Here is an 18,644-nt window from a genome sequence, read left to right on the forward strand (position 1 = left end):
TAATAATTTCTCAACCTTTCCAAAGTAAAAGGGCCATCTTCATGGCCCTTTTACTTTTTTATGCTGTTTAACACTTGCAAATCATTAAATGATTACCGTCAGGATCTTTGAAATTAAAATAGTGATGATGTTCGATTTCAGTAACCAACTCTACCCTCTTTTCCACCATAAACTTATATGCATCTTCAATATTCTCTGTATTGAAATGAAATAATGGTGTTTTAATAATATTTTCTTCTGAAAAAATCTTACTATCTAATACAATCCCCGTTCCTTTCATTGGAATGATATAAAGATGACCGAAATGTATTTCTCCATTTGTTTGGATTCCTAAAATGTCACAATACCAATCTCGTGCTAGTTCTATGTTGCTTACTGGAATAAAGATCGTTCCGATTTGATTTAAAATAGGCTATTCAAAACTGCACCTCCCATAGTAAATTATCCTTAAGCTAAAATAATTTCGAAATCGTTCGTAGAAAGGAAACATTTATGATTTTAAGTAAAGATTTATTTATTAAATTTATGAAATACAGTTTTGTAGGCTGTATAAGTACACTAATATATTTTCTTTCAGTGTTTATTTTGGTAGAGCTTTTTGATATCGATCCATTATCTGGTTCAGCAGTTTCTTTCTTAGTAATGACATTTTTTTCGTTTCTACTAAACAGGAAGTTTACATTTGAAAGCGATTTTTCTCACAAACAATTACTACGATTTGTCATTGTTTCTTCTATCGGCTTCATATTAAATTATGGAATTATGTATACTGTTGTACAAGTTCTTTCTTTTCATTATTCTTTTGGAGAATTGGTAACTATTATAATAATTCCATTGGTAAACTTCGCTTTAAATAACTTTTGGACATTCAAATAAAACAGAATATTTTATATTAAGGTACTTTGATTCATTTTTATCATAGAAACCAAGCAATACCTTTTCCCCAATAGTTTTATGCAACTCGAATGCATAATTCAGAATAACTATTTAATTCACTTAACATCACCATAAAACCCCAATTTTTTTTGATAAATTGCTAAGTAAATGCTAAAACACCAACTGCCCCCTTAATTTACTGAAAAACTGTACCTTCTTCCCCCTCTTTTAAAATGGTATATTTCCAATGTAATCCAAAATGAAAGGGGCTTTTTTAACATGGCTTTAGAGATGAGAAAAAAATGTGAACGCTGTGATTCCTCAATCGGTGAAAATACACTTGCTTATATATGTGTTCATGAATGTACTTTTTGCGCACCCTGCACGGAAGAAATGCATAACATTTGCCCAAATTGTGGAGGAGAACTGGTTAGAAGACCACTGAGGCCTCAAAATGTTTGTTCACTATGATTTAATCAAATTTACTTACCAAATGAAAAAAGCCAACATCATTTGATGTTGGCTTGAATCAATTAATGGATATTTTTCTTTTTAAATCTTCCACCACGAACTTCTGAAATATCGGCAATTGCCAAAAATGCTGACGGGTCGATTCCTTCAACAATTGTCGTTAGCTTTGACTCTTCAAGTCTAGTGATAATACAAAAAATAACCTTCTTGTTGTCGCCTGTATAAGCACCCTCACCGTGCAAATACGTTACACCACGACCTAAGCGATTATTGATTGCATCACCAATTTCATTCGCTTCTTCACTTATGATCCAAACGGATTTTGATTCTTCCATCCCTGTAATGACAATGTCAATGGCTTTTGCTGCAACAACGTAAGCTAAAATTGAATACATAGCTCTGTCCCATGTATACACGAATCCTGCTGAACCAAGTATAAACAAATTAATGAACATAACGATTTCACCAACTGAAAATGGCACTTTTTTACTTATTACTATAGATAGTATTTCTGTACCATCCAATGCCCCACCGTTCCGAATCACTAGCCCTACTCCAACACCCAATAAGATTCCACCAAAAAGTGTGGCAAGTAGAATATCCTCTGTAAACGGTGGAATTGGATGAAAATATGTAGCAAAAATAGAAAGCATGATGATCCCATAGATTGTAGAAATAGCAAATGTTTTTCCAAATTGTTTATAACCAAGATATACAAATGGTAAATTTAACAGGAAAAGAAAGATCCCTAATTTTGCCCCGGTAATATGGGAGAGCATAATCGAAACACCGGTGACTCCACCATCAATGACTTGGTTTGGTATTAAAAAGATTTCCAATCCAGTTGCCATAAACAATGCACCAATGGTAATTAAAATAACGCGTTGAATTATTTTCGCTTTTGATAACTTCTTGTGTTGCCTTTTTTGTCCCAAGACTTCTTCCAAAAATATCACACCTTTTACTATTCTTTTATCTCTATTATATACTAATACCGCATTAGAGTAGTAAAGATAGGTAGTCTCAAATAAAAGCTCTTACCTAAGACATTACATTCCCTCCTAAATTTGGGGTAGTTCCTATTCTGATTAGCAAATGATAAAATAATTATGATTCCCTATAGACCTGTAAGAGGCTTATACATTGAATCTAATAAGGGTAGTCTTAGCCATTTTCATAATTTCATTATCGAGCTATAGTTTAATAACAAAAATTTTTGATGGAACACCATATATGATGTTTTTCTTAGGTGCGTTTATGTTGGTTATTGGTCTATCAGAATTCAAAAATGATCATAAAAGAGTGGTGTCATGAGTCTAATAGTGGCGCTACATATTTATTATGCGTCATTCCAAGGCTTCTATTTAAGGTAATTTCCCCACATTGTTGCATCAGTATAATCTTGTCATATATGGTATTGTAATAAAGAGAATTTTTTTAGGAAGTGAAAGAATGAAACGATTACCTGTAGTTATATTGGTCATGATAGTAGTAGCTATATTAGCAACTTGGTTACTGAACAGAGATTTTTCAGAAATCCCTGTCCTAACAAGAGCTCTAATAATTGGAGGAGGAACTCTGATATCTGGCTTCTTTGCCTTTATCATGACGAGACTTGATGAGCAAGATGCGAAAATTCGCCAAAGTCAAAAAAAATAAAGATTATAAATTCAAATAAAGGAAGTATATTTCATGTTTAATGACATCTTTAATCTAATCCTTGGCTACGGAATTTTGTCTATTTTCTCATTACTAGTGATGTATTTTTTAAAAAAGAAGTCTGACAAGGAACTGGAAAGCTTAGAAAAAACCCAACAACATTCAGAAAAAGAATAAAAAACATATAAAAACGGATGACTCCATTTGTATATAGAGTCATCCGTTTTTTATAGTAAGACTAGATTTGAAGGTAGTTTGGTATTGGTCAAAATATTTAACTCTCGTACGCGAGGTAAATTATATGAGGAACCCGTTAATAACCGATGATCGATATAAGCTGGATGACACATCACTTCAACAATTCCTCCTAACTCAACATTCAGAGACAATTGATCAAAATAATCGTATTTTGCACCTTCCCCATAAAAATCAAAGAAGCTTATGTCTGATAATGCCTCGACCCCCTCAATGGGTTCAGACCCGTTTGCCCGAACTTTGAGATTGTATTTGTAGGCTAGTCTTTGAACAACGGGTAATAGCACTTTTCTTGTATGAACATGATGATGGCTATCAAAATGGGACGGTTGTAGCCCAGTACGAATAAAGCGATCAATTTGAGCGCTCCATTCTTTTTCCACTTCCTCTAAAGAAACGGTCTCATCCAATATCGATTGGGATTTAAAATTACCATGCTCATCAATAAGAGATGGAACGTTATCCGACAGTGGTTTTCCACAAGTCAAAACCAAATGGATCCCTACTTTTAACCGTGGATGCAGTTTGGCAAGTTCAACTGCATGATCGACTGCATCCATATTCATCATCATCGTAGTAGAATTTACAATTCCATTGACATGACTGTCTATTATTCCATGATTCACTCCACGAGAGAATCCAAAGTCATCTGCGTTAACAATTAATTTGATCATTGCATCCTCCACTAACACATTCAATTCTAATAAAGATCTGACCCCACATATGAGGGGTCAGAATAATGAGCCAAAATGCTAATTGGTAATATAGGATATGGATTTGGTAATATGGCCGTCCATTTTGATAATATATGCTACCAATCCGGTAAAATATGAGCCCATTTGGGAATATCCGCCCGTTTGGGAACCAATTATTCGAAGTTAAACAATGGTTAGACTTTCTATCAATATGCAAACTGTGGCAAATAATCCCTATGCGCTTCAAGCATTTCATCTAGGATTTGCTTCGCCACTTTGTCAGAACCGACTAAGGGGTTAATCGTCATCGCTAAAAGTGCCGTATTATAATCTCCAGTTACAGCAGCATCGATTGTTACACGTTCAAAAGATTTAATCGATTGAATCAGACCTCTTATCGCTACAGGGAGTTCTCCAACCACAATCGGTTTTGGACCATCCTTTGTGATGATACAGCTAACCTCAACGGCTGAGTCAGCCGGGATTCCTGCAATCGCTCCATTGTTAATGGTATTAACAGGCTGAATGTCCCTCTTGTCAGTATAAATGGAATGAATCAGACGACAGGCTGCATCACTATAGTATGCCCCACCACGCTTTTCAAGCTGCGGAGGCTTAATATCCAAATTAGGGTCTTTATATAATTGGAACAATTCTTCCTCGAGCTTTTTTACCACTTCAGCACGGGTTCCCCCATTTTCAGCTGCTTTCAGCTCTTCTTCCACCATATCACTCGTTTTATAATAATAATTATGATATGGACATGGGAATAGATTCAAGGCTTTCAAGAACCCAGGCTCCCACCCCATCGCATGGATATTCTTCATGGTTACCATATTGGAAGGTTCAGTCAGCAGGTCTATCAATTTATCCTTCACACTGATGCCATCCACAAATACATCTAGACCATATACCATATGGTTCAATCCAGCAAAATCAATTCGTACTCGACTATGGTCGACACCTAATAATTGGGCTGCACCCATTTCCATTCCGATTGGAACATTACAAAGACCAACCACTTTATTAATATTTGTGTGGCGCAAAACTGCTTCCGTAACCATTCCAGCAGGATTTGTAAAGTTAATCAACCATGCATCCGGACAAAGCTCTTCCATTTCACGACAAATTTCAAGTATGACTGGGATCGTCCTTAATGCTTTAAAAAGCCCACCAGGTCCATTCGTCTCTTGACCGAGAATTCCATACTTTAATGGGATCCTCTCATCTTTCGCCCTTGCATCAAGTAATCCAACGCGGAATTGCGTTGTCACAAAATCCGCGTTCTTTAAAGCCTCTTTACGATTTAATGTAAGATGAACTTTAATTGGTACTCCTGCTTTTTCAATCATTCGTTTTGCTAAATTACCCACGATTTCCAGCTTCTCTTTTCCTTCTTCCACATCGACAAGCCATATTTCACTAATAGGTAATTCAGCATGACGCTTGATAAATCCTTCAATCAATTCAGGAGTATAACTGGAACCGCCCCCAATGGTAGCGATTTTGATGCCATCTTTCTTCGCCATTTTGATTCCCCATTTACGATAACTTTTGGTATAAATCAATAAACTCTCTCGCCATGTCCTTAACAGTCAAGGCGTTCATTAGGTGATCCTGTGCATGGATAAGAAGGATAGGCAGGTCATAGTGCTCCCCTGCAGCTTCTCCTTGGATCAATTGTGTTTGAAAACGATGAGCTTGGACAAACTCTTCTTCTGCCAATGATAATTTTTCTTTTGCTTGTTCAAAGTCACCTGATTTCGCTTCAATTATGGCTTCCATCGCCAAACTCCTTGCATTGCCACTGTGCAGGATGAGCTGAAAGGAAATTTCGTATAATTTTTCTTTATCCATGTGATAACCACCTAAACTGTGACGTAGCTATCAACCTTGTTGATAGCTACGTCTTTATTTTTTTGGCTCTGTTAAACTTGCCTGTTGATTTCCGTTCCAGAAGCTTGCTTTCCGGGGGGCGTTCGCCGAGCCTCCTCGTCGCTAGCGCTCCTGCGGGGTCTCGCCTGTAACGCTAATCCCCCAGGAGTCAAGCGTCTTCCACTCCAATCAACAAAGAGCTAAAAATCAACAATGGACTTAACACAGCCATTTTTTTAAATCCTAAACAGTACTATGCTGCTTGATTCTGATCTTTATTTTTCTTGTCTTCAATTCTTCCTTGAACATATACAAACGGTAGATAAATAACAATGGAGATTGCTAAGTTTACAAGTGCAAGAACAGCTCCAGAAATATGTCCACCTGTAGCTAAATATCCACCAATTCCTGCAGGTGTTACCCAAGGGATACTAGCTGTTACTACAGGATAAACCCAACCTAGGCTAATAGCTGAATAAGCTACGATGGTCATGATGATTGGAGCACTAATAAACGGAATCAACCAAATTGGATTTAATACGATTGGTAACCCAAATAGCAATGGTTCATTGATTTGGAAAACCCCTGGAGGTGTTCCTAATGCAAGGAGTTGCTTGTGACGCTTTCGTCCTGCCAAGAACATTGCGACAATCAATCCGAGCGTTGCACCCGATCCACCCAGGTATACGAAAGCATCAAGGAATGGACCTGCTAATACTGCGTATTTTTCTAGATCAGCTACACCTTGAGCATATAAATCTGTATTTTTAGTTCCTAATGAGGTAAATAAAGGCGTAGTGACTCCACCTAAAATATTTGGACCATGTAACCCAACCGACCAGAAAACGTGTACTAACAAAACAATTAATACGGCAAACGGTAATGAATCAGCCGCATTCGTCAAAGGCGCGACTAGTGTCGCATTTAACCAATCATTTAAGAATTGGCCATGTGTAAGCTTACGAAATAGCAATCCAAATAATCCGAAAGTGAAGATTGTCAGCATACCTGGAATTAACTTAGCAAAAGCACCTGAAACTGCTGGTGGCACTCCATCGGGTAATTTGATAACGAATTTCTTTACTTTTGTTAATCTGATGAATAATTCAGTAGCTGCTAAAGCAACGATAATTCCAGTGAATAATGATGTTGCATTGAAGTAACCCCAACTAACAAAGCCCCAAGCTCCTTCAGTTTCAGGAACTTTACCAACTTGCGGGATTAATAGGAAGAATGATGCCGCCGCAACCAACATAGCCTCAAAGCCATCATCCCCATACGATTTTGCTAGTTTATGAGAGATCCCAAATACTGCAAAAACAGTCATAAATGCGAAGGTCCCCCACCAAATGTCTCCACCCAGTGTTGTCCAAGTTGGTCCAAAAATGCTCTCCATCAATTTTCCATACGGTTTAATGATTTGGCCTAAGTTATTAAACAACACTGCGAATGACCCAATCATGGTAATGGCAATCATCCCAATTAGTGCATCACGAATGGCGAGTAAGTGACGGTTATTTCCGAACTTAACCGCATATGGCATGATATATCTTTCCATAAAGTTCAACATATACCCTATTCCCCCTTAATAAGAGCTACAGCCTGCTTTAATACTTCCTCACCATTACAAAGTCCGTAATGCATCGGATTAATCGATTCGACTGGAATTTTCCCATTCACCTCTTGTTTCATTTGATTAAGCATGAAACGTACCTGAGGTCCTAATAGCAAAACATCCGCTTGATCTAGATGATTTTTCACATCTCCACTTCCGACTGCCCAAATACGACAATCAATCCCTTGTGCCTTTGCACTATTTTCCATCTTAGTAACTAGCAAGCTTGTAGACATACCTGCAGAGCAACATAACAAAATATTCATAAATTAACCCCCATTGAAAAGTAAGCGTTTACATCAAACTATAAAAATTTTAGATTCTTTTTTGTCACCATAAAGAATTCGAGACAGTAAAAAAATTTGGATATAAGTGCAATAGGCCCGAAATATTCTATTAATCTATGGTGATAATTAAATCCCTCCCCTATCCCCATTCGTAAAACTATTATTTGTAATAACAACTTCACAACTTGTATTACATGTTGTATCATTATTGTAATAACAAATCTGAATATTTACAATACAAATTTAACTATTTGTTACGACAAATTTTTTATACTAATTTCCTTAAATCTGGTAAAATAGAAACTATAGAGTGAGTTTAGGAGGATTTATGTTAGTGGATAACCTACACGAAGAACATGCGCTGCATTTAAAAGTAAAGGAAAGCATTCTAAATCTCATACAAAGTGGCGAATACAAACCTGACACTAAATTGCCAACCGAAGCTGAGTTTTGTGAAATATATGGGGTAAGCCGTACGACTGTGCGAACAGCACTCCAACAATTAAGCCAAGAAGGCTATGTTTATAAGCATCAAGGCCGCGGCACCTTTGTTTCAGGAAAAAAGGTGAAGCAAAAGCTTACATCGACTGTCGAAAACTTTACCGAACAAATTACTATGCAAGGAAAGAACCCTTCCATAAAGGCATTAAACCTAGAAGTGATCCAAGCAGATTCATTTCTTATCGATATATTTGATGTGACGGAGGGTGATCCGATAAACAAACTAGAAAGAATTAGATATGTAAATGGAGAGCCTCTTCAGTATGAGCAAGCCTACCTCCCATGGAAGCTAACTCCAGGATTGAGCAAGGAAGCTTGTGAAAAATCTCTCTATAGTCTTCTGGATAAAGAATTCAATCTAAAAATCAAAAAAACGGTCGAATATTTAGAAATCGTTTTAGCTGACTCTGATATTGCTGAAACCTTAAACATCTCAGTCGGCGAACCGTGCTTTTCTCTTGAAACGTACGCTTACTTAGAGGACGAATCTGTAGTGGAATATTCGAAAACCATCTTCCGTGGGGATCATGCGAATTTTGTTATTGAGCGGAATTACTGACATATTATTTACTGTAAAAAACAAAGCATTGTTTCAGAGAAACAATGCTTTTTATTATGCATAAATGTTGTACTTTTTTGAGTGGCTTACATAATTTATGGGTATTGTCATAAATTAATCCAAAAGATGGATTAATTACTTGGAGGAAGTTTCAAATATGAAAAAGTGGATTTTCTCGATACTCATAATGATGGGTGGTCTAATAGCTCCCTTCGTTTCGTTTGCTCATGTAAAGTGGTTTGCCAAGATTGAACCTAAAAAAATACCAATAGAAGAAATACTGTCTCCACTGTTTATTACGATTTCCTTACTTTGTGCAATATTATTAGCGGTATTATCACAGGTCATGACTAAAATGATGAATATACCGTTGGCAGCAAGGTTGGATACAAAATTAGATAGTTATCGCAAGCATTCTTCCAATTTACTAAAGTACGGCACTGCTGCTTCAATGATACTTCAAGTGTTAAACGGGACCATGTTTGCTCCTGAATTCACCATTCAGCACACGTGGCAGACCATATTTATGTGGGTTATTATTGCGGCATTAATCATTCCAGGCCATTTTGCAACCAAATTTGCTGCGATTGGTATGCTCTTCTTATTTCTTCATGTGTGGAGTCAAAATCGGTGGTTCCATATGCTTGACTACGGATTTTATTTAGCCATCATTTGGGTGCTATTAGTTGGGAAAACAAGATATGAAGCAAGCGGTTTTCCGCTTTTATATTTAGGGACTGGACTAAGCTTGTGTTGGGTAGCTGTTGAAAAATGGGTGTATCCTATGATGACAACGGAAATCATTCGGACCCATCATGTACCAACTTTCGGATTTAATCCTGAAGTATTTGTCGTACTAGCTGCGTTTATTGAATTTATCGTAGGCTATCTTCTCGTAGTGGGCATTCTTAATAGGGTATTGGCCGTAGTCGTGACCATATTATTTATCCTTACTACTACCATTTTTGGCTATACGGAAGTAGTTGGGCACGCTATGATCCATATCGTTTTACTAATCTTTATAATTGAAGGTGTATCTTTTTATCACCCTCCCATCAAAATGCATCATACACGACTGAATCAAATGATTTTTATCTTCCTCAACTTTTTGTTTGTCTTGAGTACTTTTTTATTGATTTATTACCGTTTTGCCAACTAGTTCAAAATGGATTGAAACGCCAATACCCCCACATGATGTAATGTGGGGGTATTGCTTATTTACGTTCTTTCCTCTTTTTTAAATACCATAGAATAGCTAGTACAAAAAGAATAAACAAAATCGCATAGACGAAATTAGAAAATACATCCATTTTCTCAACGATTTCATGCCAATTCGAACCTACTGCAGCACCTATATTCACTAAGATTGTATTCCAAATCAACGTCCCAATTGTTGTAAACAAAAGAAACAGCCAAAAATTCATATTGGACATACCAGCAGGGATCGAGATTAAACTTCTAATAAGCGGAACTAATCGACAAATTAAAACAGTCCAAATTCCATACTTATCAAACCATGCATCTGCACGGGTAATGTCATTTTTGGTGAGTCGTAAAATATGTCCGTACCGTTCAATAATGTTTTCTAATCGTTCAACATCCAAAAACAATCCGATTCTATATAAAATAACAGCACCAAAAACCGAACCTGCGGTAGACGCTCCAATAACTCCCAAAACACTTAAATCCGTCGTATTTGTCATAAATCCACCAAAAGTTAATATCACTTCTGATGGTACAGGGGGAAATATATTTTCCAAAGCGATTAACAAAAATACGCCCCAATATCCATATTGTTCCATAATGTTCGTAATCCACGATTCCATATCAAAGCCCCTTCCATCACTTTGAATTTTAACATTACTAAAAAGTTAAGGAAAGTAATGTATCGAGGAATAATGCCGAATAACTAATTCACACTTCATTAATTCCATTTTTTTCTATAATTCGTGAAAAAAGTCCAATTTCCGTGGAAATAATCCATTTTTCACAAATAGAATAATTTATAAATTCAAAAAGACTTCTTACTTGTTAAAATACGAGGTTGTATTAAAATAAAAGTTAATAGATTATTCAGATTAATGATGTAAAAATTTCCCATTTTAATGAAGGAGTTAGTAATATGAATCTAAAATATGAGGTTATTTCTGAAGAAAACATTGAATGCTGCAGAGATGTCTGCAATGAGCTCATGGCCTTTCAAAAGTCGAAATCTTGCATAAAACCGGAACTGTTTGACAACATGAATTTTGAAACACGGATGATTCCTTCTATTGAAAAAGCAGCTCACAATTACATTGTAGTTGTAAAGGATGAGGAGAAAATAGTTGGGTATGTGTATTCCAATATCTCTCCTAAAGAAACTTATTCTAATGAATTTGCTACCTTTTTTGATCTATCGTCTGTTAGTAGAAATAATGTTGGTTGCTTATCTCAATTTTATATCAAAGAAGAGTACAGACAATACGGGGTTGGATCTAAACTCTTCAACATGTCCATGGAGTGGTTGAAACAATTTGATGAGGTGGAAGACTATTTTATCTATGTTTCAAATGGCAACGACGACGCACTTGAGTTCTATAAACGTAAAGGATTCTTCGTTAGCCATGACATTTTAGATGGATTTATAACTGTTTTACGAAATAATAAGCAAGATAATAATAGTATAGAATTAGCTTCATTTTAAGGAATGTTTTCCCTAAGAAAAAGGCGTACCTTTATCCATCTGGGTACGCCTCAATTTATTATCTTTTACTTTAATTTCAATAACCTCCATCGCCCTTCTTTTCATAGTTATATCCATTGAAATGGAATATTTCCACCTTTACCTTTACATCCTTTAAAGAGTCTTTCTGTAGATAAAAACTATTTGTTTTTAATAATTCATGATATTTTTTCGGATGCTTTCTATACCAATCATCTCCTGTATTCAGGACATCCACCTGATTTTCCACTCCTTGTTGATAAATGGCCTGTATTCTGGTTTTTATTTCGTCCTCTATCAATTTCTTTAATTTTTTTAATTCCACGTCTTTTATTTTCTCCAACAAGTCTGCTTGGACGGCTACTTCTATAGAAAACCTTGGAGTGTCTGAGCCCTTTTCAAACTTGACCTTCATTTTGGGAGAGGCAAGCTTGACTGCTGCGACAAGTTTTCCATTGTCCTCTACCTTTCTATTTAATGAAATCTTTTTGTGGGTTAGCCAATCTATAATCACGCTATCCTTGAATGTAAGTTGGCCTTTAAACTTTTGTTTTTGAAAAATTGTATAACCTGAAAAAAATAACACCGGGTAATTTTTATCTGCCTTCCAACTATCCGAATCTATTTTTACAACGGGCAATTTTGCGCTCCCCATCGGTTCATAGTATTCCCTTAAGAAATCCATCAAATTTGTTGGCTTAATTTCATCTTGGAACACTTCGTTGGCATTTTTTTTATATAGAACTGTGTATATAGCTGGGTAATTGAATAGCGCCTTTACGTTAAAAATATCTTGTATACCTTCATCTGTAGTCATAACCCGGATAGTTTGCCTGAGGGAACGGTTTCTACCGATCTCCTGAATCACTTCTTTAAAGTGATGCTCCACAAGAGTATTACTTAATACCAAGGTTGACACATGACCAAAGAATAACGGAGGCTCCGATTTTTTATAAAGCTTCCTTACAGCTAAATTCAGGGTTTCACCTGTTGCTGTCGCAATAAATATCGGTATATGCTCGACACTCCTACCGCCTTCTTGCTTTGCTACATTTGCAAAGTTCAAGCCTTGCAGGTAAACCTTAAACATTTTTTTTTCCTCATCGTAATCCATACCGATTGCCGCAATATAGGTTAAATCCTGTATATTCTTAAGCCCTGAACAACCGGTCAACAACAAAAGACAAGCTAAAAGAGGTACGAATAGTTTGTTTTTCAAGGTCTTTTTTTCCTCCTCGTTTGATCCTGTACACTTGTTGTGGTAGTTCTGGATTTATAGAGTTGCCTCGGAGCCATGAGAAATGCCTTAATGGATTCCCTGAAGCTAATGGGTGCAAGGGAACCAAGGTAAGGAGTTCCAAAGGAGGAAAGGCTCGAAAAGTAAAACACTGATAGGATAAAACCACTAATGACACCAAACAAACCAAAAAACGTACTTAACAAGAGAATCATAAATCTTAAAAGGGTAATGGAGTTACTCAAAGACTGATTGACTAAAGTAAAAGATGCGATATAGGTGATAGCTGCAACGACCAACATAGTTGGTGAAGTCAATCCTGCACGAATGGCAGCATCCCCAACAATTAATCCACCCAGTACAGCTACTGTTTGCCCAATCGCCCTAGGCAACCTTACGCCCGCTTCATTAAAGAGCTCAAACAAAAACAACACGATAAACATCTCAATGGGTGCCGATAATGGCAATCCAAATCGTGAAACCGATATGGTAGCTACAAGCAAATAAGGGATTTGTTCAATGTTAAATGCAGAGAATGCAATCCATACCCCCGGTAAAAAAGCAGAAGTTAATAAACCTATCAACCTGATTATTCTTTCCATTGAAACAAATGCATAATTCATAAAGGTATCTTCAGGTGATTTGGTTTGCAATAATAGACTGATTGGTGCAAAACTAACAGTTGGATTCCCGTCGACAAGAAGGGCAAAACGTCCCTGATTCAACGCCTGCACAATAAAATCCGGCCTTCCTGTATAGTCCATACTCGGAAAGAAGGAGTATGGCCTATCGCGGACATACGATTCGAGTTCATGGATGCTCGTCAGGACATCCAAGTCAACTTTTTCCAACCTTTTATGGATTTCGTCCAGGACCCTTTTGTCAATCACATCTTCTATGTACATTAGCGCGACTTTTGTCCTGCTTCTTTCCCCGATTGTAAACTTTTCTAAGCAAAGAGACGTTGAATTTAGCCGACGTCTGATCAGTGAAATATTCGTTTTCAAATCTTCCACAAACCCATCCTTTGGTCCTCTTATCGAGGTTTCAAGAGCCGACTCCTCAGGTTGCCGTATAGGAAAATTGGATGCTTGTATGCTAAGAACGGACTCATCAACGATAAATAATATATTCCCTTCAAAGAGGATGCTTGAGAATTCATCTATGGACTTTTTTGTTACATCATCTGCATGGAAAAAAGAAATTAATTTGGTTTTGACGGATTCCTCTTTATGGATACCAAGTTTAGGAAGGATATTCTGGTCCAGATACTGCATATCAATTAAGCTTTCAAAATAGAGCATTTCGTAGGATTCTGTTTCTGATTGGTGCCTTTTAATTAGAAAGTCTCCACTTTTATCAAACTTGGATTTTAGCTCTGAAACCTTACTTAAAATGCTTTCATGCTGTATCTGATTAGAGCTCATAATGCCCTCCTAGCTTTTGCCCTTTTTTCATGAGAACTTTTATTATCAAGGCTGAGATAAGGATTTGGATTAGGAAGAAGAGCATACTAGCTGGTAGGAAATACCGATAGATCGCTTGATAGAAATAATAGGTTTCAAACTTGATGGTCATTAAACCAAATAGTAGTAGGTATAATAACGCAACTAATTTCCAATTTAACCGATATTGTTGTCTCTTTTGTGTAAATAATGCCCCAATAAGATACATGAAAAGCCCTATTCTTATCAACGCTCCACTCAGCCATTGATACAAAGCGAAAAAATCGAGATGGTTGATATATTCCCCTATGCTTAATACTCTCCATTGCTCATATGCAGGATAACGGAAATTGACCGACTCTGATGGTCCAAATTCCATGATGGATGCCGTAAGCGGCCCCATTATCAAACCTGTCAAAATGGTTAAGAGGATTAACAACTGTCTAAATTTGATTGGTTCCTGAGAAAAGGGCTGCAATAAGATGACTAAGTAAATTTCGAATAATCCCGAAAAGACGTAGAAACACCCTTTCAGAATAGGTGCATATCCGTCTGACATCACAGGCAACAAAAGGCTGGGATCCTTTACGCTCGTGTTGATTACTGAAATCAAGATTCCTAACAACATCACAATTGGAAGTAAAAAGCCACTCGAAATGGCCATCGTTTTTATCCCTGATAATGTAACAAGGAGACATGCGCTCACCAAGAGAACATTAATAAGGAATACTGAAGATTCTGCTAGAAAATATGCATTCAACCAAATCATCAAGTCCCTTAAAGTGACGTAAGAGCTTAAAAATAAATACATAATCAGGGGTAAAGACAATATAGTGGAGAATATCCTTCCTAGACGGTTACTTATGAAGGAAAAGAACCCTTCCTTAGGACTGTTCTTTACAATGAAATGGACCAGCCAAATAAATAAAATGGATATAGGATACGCACAAATCACACTTACCCAACTATCCCTCCCAGCTGCTGTAAGTAAGTTTGGGATAAGAATGACATGGTTTAATAAGCCAGTTGATAAAATTATTAACATGAAAAGTTGTCTTGGAACCAATATCTTAATTAAGCTTTGCATGACATCACCAATTTACGATTTTAATTGTTAATATTTCCGAAAATGGTAAATGTATGTTTTGTTATCTGAAATTTGCTACCTAAAAGAACTATCAAACCATGATGGTGAAAGTTATTACTTTCCTTTAAAATCCGATAATCCAATCCATATATACTTTTACACTAGACTATGCAAATTGATTAAATAAGAAAAAGAGCTGTCAAAACAGCTCTCCAGATTGTCGACAAAAGGTAGGTGGAAAGGTTGATTTCCGCTCCAGCCGCTTGCTTTCCGGGGGGCGTTCGCCGAGCCTCCTCGTCGCTACCGCTCCTGCGGGGTCTCGCCTGTAACGCTAATCCCCCAGGAGTCAAGCGCCTTCCGCTCCAATCAACCAGTGTCCTTGAATAATCAATTTAAAATCCTGTTCATTAAGCTTTATAAATCATCCTAAGCAACTTTCCATGTCCAAGTTGCCAGTTTCTTTAAATTCATGGATACAAACGTAAGCATCGCCTGCATGGACAATTTTTTTAATCCTTTTAGGGTTGTCCAACGCATACCACGTGAGCCTTGAGACCCCGCACGAGCGTAGCGAAGGAGGAGGCTCAAGCCACGCCCGCAGAAAGAAAGAGTTCACCCTTCACTGCAATCAACTTCTCTAGTTCTTAGTTAACTTCTTTCATTGTAAAAGAAAAAAAATCTCTCATCTATCTCTTACTTTTTTAAAACCGGGATCCATATTTCGCTTTTGAAAGTCGGAGAGGTTACATCTTTATTTTCGTTCCAAAGGATTTCCGGTCCCTCATTTATTTCATAGGTAGAGGTAGGAAACCATTCGGAATATATACGCCCCCAGACATTTTGAAGTGTTTCAGGAAAAGGGCCGACTGCTTCAAACACTGCCCAAGTAGATGCAGCGACTTCAAGCATTGTTAAGCTAATTGGACACTCTTTAGTGGTGGCTACTCCTATAAAATGGTCAAGCTCCCCTTTTTCCTCCATCCTGCCTTCAGAAAAGTTGGTGGAAGCACTAATCAGTCCTAATGGTTCTATATTTGAAAGCTTTTTTAGTTCATTTATCACTTTCTCATCTAAACTTTTCCACATAGAAGCAATCTCTTGATTAACTCCATTAAAAATGATCGGAACTCTTTTTTTAATTCCTATTATACGAAATGCCTCTTTTTCTACGATTCGATAATTCATTTCACTGCCTCCATTAATCGTTAATTGGAAGGACATCGGTGGATAGGCTTTAAGTGAATAACCATTACTTCTTGCCTCTGAAGGTGTGATACCATGCAAATGTTGAAAAGCTCTTGCAAAAGAGTCTGGTGAGTTGTAGCCGTACTTTATTGCTAAATCAATGACCTTTAACTTGTTATCCCTAAGATCAAAAGCTGCGAGAGTAAGTCGTCTTCTGCGAATATACTCGGATAATGTAACTCCTGCAAGGAAGGAAAACATCCTTTTAAAATGATATTCCGAACAATAAGCTAACCTTGAAACTACTTTAAAATCAATCTCATTTGCAAGATTTTCTTCAATATACTTCATCGCTCTATTCATATTTGTAAGCAAATCCAATTTGATGACCTCCTTGTATCAATAGAATAGCAGGAGTTGAAACGAAGCATCCGACATTTTGTGTTCCGTTTTGTAGGGTCTATCACTCAGTCAAAAATTAATGGCTTATTTTCAATCCCTTTTCATTAGGATAGTAAGAAAGCCCATCTGATAATGATTGATGTATCAGTGGGCTTGTAATATTTATAGGTTATCACCTGACTTATTTTAAATCACACAAATTTACTTTCAATTTAAGCAACAAAAGCAATGGATATGAATTCATTCCTTTGCAATCATATTTTATTATTCAACTATCTATAGATCAAAAGTAAATCCTGTTATCTCTCTTCCCACACATTAAAGACCATGCCGAATGGATCCCTTACATAACAGTCTTTGCCTTTTCCTTCCCATCGAACAATAACAAAACCATTGTCTACTAAATATTGTTTGGCTTCTTCTAAGTTTTCAACAACTATCTCCATTACAGGTCCAAGGTTTTCATTTCCTTCTATTAAAAAAATGTTATTATAGTCAGTCCTGAACTCTATTTCACTAACAAAACTTTGCTCAGGCTGTTTAAAACCTAGAATATTTTCATAAAATAATTTAGCTTCTTCAACATTTTTCACTTGGAAACCAATATTCTTTGAAACCCTATATATCATAATAAAAGTACCTCTCTTTTTATGCTAAATGATATATATTCTTTCTTCATTAAAAAGCTATTATCCTTTATGTATTGGCACCAAAATATTAAAATGTTAAGCAATTGTAGTAGTAACTGACATCCATAACCTAGCCTATTGTTAAAACACTCCAATTAATCTAACAAATAAGTGAATTAAACTTACAATTTCCTAGTCATGAATACACTATTTGGGTCCTCTTTATAATCTGAAAACGGCTGACAATATTGAAATCCAAAACTATTATAAAGCCTTCTAGCTGGTTCAAAAGCATCCATTGATCCCGTTTCCAAACTTAGTCGTCGATATCCACGTCTCTCTGCTTCATCAATGATGTGTTGAAGGATGCTCTTTGCAACTCCTTTTTTAAGATGAGATGAAGAAGTTCGCATCGACTTAATTTCTCCATGTTGTCCATCAAGTTCTTTAAGCGCTCCACAACCCAGTAATTCATCCTGTTCCCATGCACACCAAAATGTAATTTCAGGTTTTTTTAATCCTTCAAGATTTAGGACATGAATACTTTCCGGTGGAGAATTCTGGGCCATTCCTTGAAGATGCTCACCTATTAATTGAATTACTTTAGTTCCAGTAAGATCATCTAATTTAATCTCCATAAATGTTCTCTCCTCACTTCAAACCAAAATGGAAAATTAATTCCTCACCATAATCACCCTCATACCTTAATCCTTTATCTACGAATCTAGCTTTTTTGTAGAGGGATATAGCAGGAATATTTGTATGGTGTACAGTTAAAATCATCTCATCTTTGTCTGGGTAGGTTAATTTTATGACATTTGGTAATACCTTTAATGTATTAAGAGCATGACCCCTTTTTTGGTAGCGGGCATCAATCGAGAATGATTTGAACACGATAGCATGTTCATTTGTTGTATAAAAATTCCCATGCATATTTGTATATAACGCAAAGCAACCAACTAGAGAATTATTACAATAAATCACATAGGGCTGATTATAGTGATCCTTCTTATAGGCCTCAATTATGTTTTCTGGCATGGAGGTAAAGATGGCTTGATCATTAGGTAAACAATAATTCTTGAGTTTAGGAAAATCGTTTTCTACAATGGGCCTTATCACTAAAAAGCTATCTATAGTCAGCACCCTCCTCTTTTTAGAAACT

At 36.5% G+C, this 18,644-nt stretch carries 23 protein-coding genes and 1 pseudogene; 8 read left to right on the forward strand and 16 right to left on the reverse strand.

Annotated features, from left to right (window positions below):
* Positions 1-67: 67 nt before the first annotated feature.
* On the reverse strand, positions 68-409 hold the full coding sequence (locus tag G3O09_RS05040; RefSeq protein ID WP_163100599.1) for a VOC family protein: 342 nt from the start codon (positions 407-409) through the stop codon (positions 68-70).
* A gap of 116 nt (positions 410-525) precedes the next feature.
* Here G3O09_RS05040 and G3O09_RS22980 point away from each other — a divergent pair, with 116 nt between their 5' ends.
* A complete protein-coding gene (locus G3O09_RS22980; protein WP_420850331.1) occupies positions 526-876 on the forward strand; it encodes a GtrA family protein in 351 nt (116 codons plus the stop codon).
* Positions 877-1,155: 279 nt separating this feature from the next.
* Complete coding sequence (locus tag G3O09_RS05050) at positions 1,156-1,347, forward strand: DUF1272 domain-containing protein (RefSeq protein ID WP_163100398.1); 192 nt, start codon at positions 1,156-1,158, stop codon at positions 1,345-1,347.
* Between the two features lie 62 nt (positions 1,348-1,409).
* Here G3O09_RS05050 and G3O09_RS05055 read toward each other — a convergent pair whose 3' ends face one another.
* Positions 1,410-2,294, reverse strand: coding sequence for a YitT family protein (locus G3O09_RS05055; protein ID WP_163100399.1), 885 nt, complete (start codon positions 2,292-2,294; stop codon positions 1,410-1,412).
* Between the two features lie 196 nt (positions 2,295-2,490).
* Between G3O09_RS05055 and G3O09_RS05060 the strand changes: the two genes are divergently transcribed.
* The 3 genes from G3O09_RS05060 (at position 2,491) to G3O09_RS05070 (ending at position 3,183) form a co-directional block, all read left to right on the forward strand.
* Positions 2,491-2,661 (forward strand): DUF3953 domain-containing protein, encoded by a 171-nt coding sequence (locus tag G3O09_RS05060; RefSeq protein WP_163100400.1) that lies wholly within the window; start codon positions 2,491-2,493, stop codon positions 2,659-2,661.
* Positions 2,662-2,799: 138 nt separating this feature from the next.
* On the forward strand, positions 2,800-3,006 hold the full coding sequence (locus G3O09_RS05065; protein ID WP_163100401.1) for a hypothetical protein: 207 nt from the start codon (positions 2,800-2,802) through the stop codon (positions 3,004-3,006).
* A 33-nt stretch (positions 3,007-3,039) separates the two neighbouring features.
* Entirely contained in the window at positions 3,040-3,183 is a 144-nt protein-coding gene (locus tag G3O09_RS05070; protein ID WP_163100402.1) for a hypothetical protein, read from the forward strand.
* Positions 3,184-3,233: 50 nt separating this feature from the next.
* On the opposite strand, the gene chbG is transcribed toward G3O09_RS05070, so the two are convergent.
* The 5 genes from chbG to G3O09_RS05095 all read right to left on the reverse strand — a co-directional run bounded on the left by chbG (position 3,234) and on the right by G3O09_RS05095 (position 7,712).
* Positions 3,234-3,935: a chitin disaccharide deacetylase gene (gene chbG, locus G3O09_RS05075; protein ID WP_163100403.1), complete on the reverse strand. Its 702-nt coding sequence runs from the start codon at positions 3,933-3,935 to the stop codon at positions 3,234-3,236.
* 227 nt (positions 3,936-4,162) lie between these two features.
* The gene (locus G3O09_RS05080) at positions 4,163-5,485 is read right to left on the reverse strand and encodes a 6-phospho-beta-glucosidase (protein ID WP_163100404.1); all 1,323 of its coding nucleotides are present in this window, start codon (positions 5,483-5,485) and stop codon (positions 4,163-4,165) included.
* Between the two features lie 13 nt (positions 5,486-5,498).
* A complete protein-coding gene (locus G3O09_RS05085) occupies positions 5,499-5,813 on the reverse strand; it encodes a PTS sugar transporter subunit IIA (protein ID WP_163100405.1) in 315 nt (104 codons plus the stop codon).
* 271 nt (positions 5,814-6,084) lie between these two features.
* On the reverse strand, positions 6,085-7,401 hold the full coding sequence (locus G3O09_RS05090; RefSeq protein ID WP_163100406.1) for a PTS sugar transporter subunit IIC: 1,317 nt from the start codon (positions 7,399-7,401) through the stop codon (positions 6,085-6,087).
* A gap of 5 nt (positions 7,402-7,406) precedes the next feature.
* On the reverse strand, positions 7,407-7,712 hold the full coding sequence (locus tag G3O09_RS05095; protein WP_163100407.1) for a PTS sugar transporter subunit IIB: 306 nt from the start codon (positions 7,710-7,712) through the stop codon (positions 7,407-7,409).
* Positions 7,713-8,061: 349 nt separating this feature from the next.
* Between G3O09_RS05095 and G3O09_RS05100 the strand changes: the two genes are divergently transcribed.
* Entirely contained in the window at positions 8,062-8,793 is a 732-nt protein-coding gene (locus tag G3O09_RS05100; RefSeq protein ID WP_163100408.1) for a GntR family transcriptional regulator, read from the forward strand.
* Between the two features lie 157 nt (positions 8,794-8,950).
* Entirely contained in the window at positions 8,951-9,952 is a 1,002-nt protein-coding gene (locus tag G3O09_RS05105) for a DoxX family membrane protein (RefSeq protein WP_163100409.1), read from the forward strand.
* 55 nt (positions 9,953-10,007) lie between these two features.
* On the opposite strand, the gene G3O09_RS05110 is transcribed toward G3O09_RS05105, so the two are convergent.
* On the reverse strand, positions 10,008-10,619 hold the full coding sequence (locus tag G3O09_RS05110; protein WP_163100410.1) for a DedA family protein: 612 nt from the start codon (positions 10,617-10,619) through the stop codon (positions 10,008-10,010).
* 296 nt (positions 10,620-10,915) lie between these two features.
* Here G3O09_RS05110 and G3O09_RS05115 point away from each other — a divergent pair, with 296 nt between their 5' ends.
* Positions 10,916-11,479, forward strand: coding sequence for a GNAT family N-acetyltransferase (locus tag G3O09_RS05115; protein WP_163100411.1), 564 nt, complete (start codon positions 10,916-10,918; stop codon positions 11,477-11,479).
* Positions 11,480-11,555: 76 nt separating this feature from the next.
* On the opposite strand, the gene G3O09_RS05120 is transcribed toward G3O09_RS05115, so the two are convergent.
* The 8 genes and pseudogenes from G3O09_RS05120 to G3O09_RS05155 form a co-directional block, all read right to left on the reverse strand.
* Positions 11,556-12,716, reverse strand: a complete 1,161-nt coding sequence (locus tag G3O09_RS05120) for a Ger(x)C family spore germination protein (protein ID WP_163100412.1) — start codon at positions 12,714-12,716, stop codon at positions 11,556-11,558.
* Positions 12,713-14,161, reverse strand: a complete 1,449-nt coding sequence (locus tag G3O09_RS05125; protein WP_163100413.1) for a spore germination protein — start codon at positions 14,159-14,161, stop codon at positions 12,713-12,715. Before G3O09_RS05125 ends, G3O09_RS05120 begins: the two co-directional genes overlap by 4 nt.
* A complete protein-coding gene (locus G3O09_RS05130) occupies positions 14,151-15,266 on the reverse strand; it encodes an endospore germination permease (protein ID WP_163100414.1) in 1,116 nt (371 codons plus the stop codon). Before G3O09_RS05130 ends, G3O09_RS05125 begins: the two co-directional genes overlap by 11 nt.
* Positions 15,267-15,692: 426 nt before the next feature.
* A pseudogene (locus G3O09_RS22985) lies at positions 15,693-15,809 on the reverse strand (transposase); the annotation flags it as partial.
* A 150-nt stretch (positions 15,810-15,959) separates the two neighbouring features.
* Positions 15,960-16,832, reverse strand: a complete 873-nt coding sequence (locus G3O09_RS05140; RefSeq protein ID WP_163100415.1) for an AraC family transcriptional regulator — start codon at positions 16,830-16,832, stop codon at positions 15,960-15,962.
* A gap of 320 nt (positions 16,833-17,152) precedes the next feature.
* Positions 17,153-17,482, reverse strand: a complete 330-nt coding sequence (locus G3O09_RS05145; RefSeq protein WP_163100416.1) for a VOC family protein — start codon at positions 17,480-17,482, stop codon at positions 17,153-17,155.
* Between the two features lie 182 nt (positions 17,483-17,664).
* Positions 17,665-18,120 (reverse strand): GNAT family N-acetyltransferase, encoded by a 456-nt coding sequence (locus G3O09_RS05150; RefSeq protein WP_163100417.1) that lies wholly within the window; start codon positions 18,118-18,120, stop codon positions 17,665-17,667.
* A gap of 13 nt (positions 18,121-18,133) precedes the next feature.
* Positions 18,134-18,625 carry a GNAT family N-acetyltransferase gene (locus tag G3O09_RS05155; RefSeq protein ID WP_240338345.1) on the reverse strand — a complete coding sequence of 164 codons (492 nt, stop codon included), beginning with the start codon at positions 18,623-18,625 and terminating at the stop codon, positions 18,134-18,136.
* Between the last annotated feature and the right edge of the window lie 19 nt (positions 18,626-18,644).

Origin of the sequence: Peribacillus alkalitolerans, from assembly GCF_010882125.1 — a bacterium.
GTDB classification, from domain to species: Bacteria; Bacillota; Bacilli; order Bacillales; family DSM-1321; genus Bacillus_BN; species Bacillus_BN alkalitolerans.